Raw genomic sequence first — 3,131 nt, forward strand, 5'->3', positions numbered from 1 at the left:
GAACACCGGCGACGGCTTTATCCCCGGCGCGCCGTGGCAGGTGGCGCAGGCGGCGGCGAAGTGACCCGCCGCGCTGACCAGCCCGGACGGATCCGACGCCTCGCGCGGGCTGGTGAGCGTGCTGCGCGTGTCCACCGAATTGCGCATCACCCAGTGAAGGAACCAGTCAGTGATCGCCCAATGCCCGCTGGACGCGGCGACGTTGATCGCGCCCGACCAGGCGACCAAGAGGCCGAGCAGCCCGAGCGCCAGCGCCGCGAGCGAGGCGCGCAGCCATGTGATCCTCATGCCCGCGCCTCCTGCCGCAACAATCCGCCAAGCACCGCCAGCCCGCCGATCAGATAGGCCGCGCCGCCGACCAGCAGCATGACGACGCCCGACAATTGCTGATCCTGCATCGGATCGAGCAGCGCCATCGCGCCATGGCTGCCATGGCCGGCGGCGTAGAGCGGGCGCGGGGCGAGCGCGATCAGTGCGCCGAGCAAGGTCATGTGCATCGAGGTGAGGAGGAGCACGCCGACGCCGCTCGCCCGCGCCCATGCCGGGCGGGCCAGCACCGCCGACCACAGGAGGACGCCGGCGCCGAGGAATGACAGCTGCTCCACCACCATCACCGCCAGTGACTGCGCCGCGGCGGCGCGCAGCGCGGGGACGTGCCAGGACCAGACCAGCGCCAGCTCCACCATGCTCATGGCGAAGGGGGTGACGATGCGCGGCCAGCGCTGCGCCGGATCGAGCGGCGTGCCGCGCACCGCCAGCGACAGCAACGGCGCGGCGACCGCCACCGCGATCATGTGCGCGATCATATGCCCCGTCATGCCGAGCGGCGCGGCCACCCAGCCGGCGCCCAGCAGCGCGAGCGCGGCGAGAAGCGGCGCGCGCCTCACCGGCAATCCTCGATGAACACCACCGGCGCGGCGGTGAAGATCACGCCGACGAAGCTGAGCCCCGCGAGCAGCAGTGTCGAATAAGCGAGGAAGCGCAGCCGATCCGTTTCCGTCCCCTGTTCATGCGGGGGATCATCCCCCGGCGTGCGCGACTGGACCAGCGCGATCCAGCCGGCCGCCAGGATCACCAGCAGCGCCAGAATGGTGCCGGCCCAGAACAGCACGGGCGCTTCGGCGAAATAGCCCCGCTTGGCGCAGCTGAGCGCCGCCCAGAGATAGGAGAAGAGGAAATGCGCGGCCCAGGTCGTCGGCGGGACGATCAGCGTCCACAAGGTGACGCGCAGGCTGCGGAAGCGGCGATGCAGGCGATCCAGCATGTCAGGTCACCTCCGGGAACAGCCCGAGCGTGCCCCAGCACACGATGGCGGTGAACAGCATGAAGTGATGATACAGCGCGGTGTTGCGGATGTCGGCATCATGCACCGGCGTCGCGCGGCCGGCGATGCTGCGCGCCAGCGCGTAGAATTGCGCAATGGCGCCGACGCCCGAGTGGATCACCGTCCAGATCGCCAGCAGCCACACCATCGCGGAATAGCTGTGCGCGGCGGGATCGAGCCCGTGGAGCCATGGCCCGGCGAGCCCCGCCGGGATCGCCAGCACCGACCCCAAGCCGCCCAGCGCGAGCAGCACGCGCGTCCCCGCCACCGCGCCGCGCCGGTTCAGCTCCCGCGCGGCGATCGTCACCGCCCAGCTGACGGCGGCGAGCCCCAGCGCAACCATCGGCCAGGTGATGCCCGGCCCCGGCATGTCGGGCGGCGGGAACACGGGATGCACCGTCCAGAAGAAATAATAGCCGAACACCAGCCCGGCAAAGGCGGTGGCGTCGGCCAGCATGGTGATGAACATCGCCCACCAGCCCGGTGCCTGCGGCCCGGACAGGTATAGCGGCAGTTCCAGCCCGTGGCCGATCGGCTTGCACGACTTTTCCGGAATCTCCGCCGTGGTCCACAGCCAGGCGAGCACCAGCCCGAGCGTCACCACCCCGCTCGCCAGCGCGGCCCAGTAGAAGTGGAAGGTCGTCAGGATGAACACGCCGCCAAGCGCAAAGGCGGTGAGCATCGGCAGCACCGAGGGCGTGGCCAGACGCACCACGGCGAGCGGACGTGCATCCAGCACGGTGGTGCTGATCGTTTCGCGCCGCCCTTCCTCCGCATCGGGCAGGAAGAAGCGCCCCTCGTCCACCTTGCGCATAAAATCGGGCTGATCCCAGATCGGATAGCGCGTCTCGATCAGCGGAACCGAGCGGACGCCCCAGGGCTCGTTTTCCGGCTCCGCCAGCCATTCCAGCGTGCCCGCGTTCCAGGGATTGCGCTTCGCCTTGCTGCGCGTCGGCGACAGGCACAGGTCGATGACGACGATCAGCATCCCGGCGGCGAACAGATAGGAGCCGATGGTCGAGGCCATGTTGAGCCCGCCCAGCCCAAGCTCCGCCGGATAGGTGAACACGCGGCGCGGCATCCCCAGCAGCCCGGAGAAATGCATCGGGAAGAAGGTGAGATTGGCGCCGGCGAACATCACCCAGAAGGCGCTGCGGCCGAGCCGGTCGCTCAGCTTTTTTCCGGTGATGAGCGGCCAGTAATAATAAAGCCCGGCGATCAGCGGCATCAGCGTGCCGCCGATCAGCACGTAATGAAGGTGCGCGACGACGAAATAGGTATCGTGCGCCTGCCAGTCGAACGGCACGATCGCGACCATGACGCCGGTGAGCCCGCCGATGACGAAGATCGCGAGGCTGCCGGTGGCGAACAGCAGGGGCGTCGAGAAGATCACGCGCCCGGCCGCCAGCGTCGCGATCAGCGCGAAGATCTGCACGCCCGTCGGGATCACCACCGCCTGGCTGGCGGCGGAGAAGAACGCCAGGCTGATCTTCGGCAGGCCGGTGGTGAACATGTGGTGCACCCACAGGCCGAAGCTGAGGAACGCCGTGCCCACCGCCGCGAGGACGATATAGGGATAGCCGAGCAGGTGCCGCTGCGCGAAGGTCGGCACCAGCATGGCGAATAGCGCGATCGACGGCAGGAAGATGATATAGACTTCCGGGTGGCCGAAGATCCAGAACAGGTGCTGCCACAGCAGCGGATCGCCGCCGCGCGCCGCATCGAAGAACGGCCAGTCGAGCAGCCGCTCCATTTCGAACAACAGGTCGCCCGCGATCAGCGGCGGGAAGGCGAACAGGATCATCAC

At 68.7% G+C, this 3,131-nt stretch carries 3 protein-coding genes and 1 pseudogene; all 4 read right to left on the reverse strand.

The window, feature by feature from the left end; all coding sequences use genetic code 11:
* Positions 1–288, reverse strand: a pseudogene (locus AX702_RS20540) (c-type cytochrome); the annotation flags it as partial.
* A complete protein-coding gene (locus AX702_RS20545) occupies positions 285–887 on the reverse strand; it encodes a cytochrome c oxidase assembly protein (protein WP_066782234.1) in 603 nt (200 codons plus the stop codon). The pseudogene AX702_RS20540 and the gene AX702_RS20545, both read right to left, overlap by 4 nt.
* Positions 884–1,264, reverse strand: a complete 381-nt coding sequence (locus AX702_RS20550; protein WP_066782232.1) for a hypothetical protein — start codon at positions 1,262–1,264, stop codon at positions 884–886. The genes AX702_RS20545 and AX702_RS20550 overlap by 4 nt, the downstream gene beginning before the upstream one ends.
* Before the next feature lies 1 nt (position 1,265).
* A partial coding sequence (locus AX702_RS20555; RefSeq protein ID WP_066782233.1) for a cbb3-type cytochrome c oxidase subunit I occupies positions 1,266–3,131 on the reverse strand: 1,866 nt, incomplete at its 5' end.

Origin of the sequence: Sphingomonas sp. CCH5-D11 (assembly GCF_001557395.1) — a bacterium.
In the GTDB taxonomy this organism is placed as follows: domain Bacteria; phylum Pseudomonadota; class Alphaproteobacteria; order Sphingomonadales; family Sphingomonadaceae; genus Sphingomonas.